1 protein-coding gene is annotated in these 718 nt (G+C 49.2%); it reads left to right on the top strand.

Annotated elements, in window-relative coordinates; all coding sequences use genetic code 11:
- Positions 1-63: 63 nt before the first annotated feature.
- Positions 64-234, top strand: a complete 171-nt coding sequence (locus HMPREF2959_RS05100; protein ID WP_002217326.1) for a rubredoxin — start codon at positions 64-66, stop codon at positions 232-234.
- Positions 235-718 lie beyond the last annotated feature (484 nt).

The raw sequence follows: 718 nt of genomic DNA, 5'->3' as shown, positions 1-718 counted from the left end.
TAAGGCGAGGCAACGCCGTACCGGTTTTTGTTAACCCACTATACAAAAAACAAGGAAACACAAATGGCGCAATATATGTGCGGCCCCTGCGGCTGGATTTACGATGAAGAACACGGCGACCCCGAACACGGCATCGCCCCCGGGACAAAGTTTGAAGACATCCCCGACGACTGGAAATGCCCCGAATGCGGTGTAGGCAAAGAAGATTTCTACCTGTTGGATTTCGTGATATAGCGGCAGCCGCACCCTTAGGGAAAACCCCGTCATCCGGCGTTCCGCCTGCGGCGGCAGGGAACACCGTATTATAGTGGATTAAATTTAAATCAGGACAAGGCGGCGAAGCCGCAGACAGTACAAATAGTACGGGTGCTTCAGTACTTTAGAGAATCGTTCTCTTTGAGCTAAGGCGAGCCAACGCTGTACTGGTTTTTGTTAATCCACTATATCCGTTTGCGCCCGCCAAGCCGTGTTGCACAGATGCGACACGGCTTTTTTCTTTCTGTTGTCCAAATGTAAATTTTCGTCAAAAAACATCAAAAATCACCCCCCCCCCGAATTTGCGTAAAATAAAGTGTAATCCCTTTGATTATAAGGGAATGTTGACAATTAGATCGATTCTCCTAGGCTGACTTTCGCAATAAATGGGGTTGTCAATAATTGTGTATGGTCGTTTGCCGTCCGGCGGCCGTCATTCCCGCGCAGGCGGGAATCCAGCAAC

Origin of the sequence: Neisseria sp. HMSC070F02, assembly GCF_001814225.1 — a bacterium.
Lineage (GTDB): Bacteria > Pseudomonadota > Gammaproteobacteria > Burkholderiales > Neisseriaceae > Neisseria > Neisseria meningitidis.
This window is presented reverse-complemented; position numbering and strand designations above follow the sequence as displayed.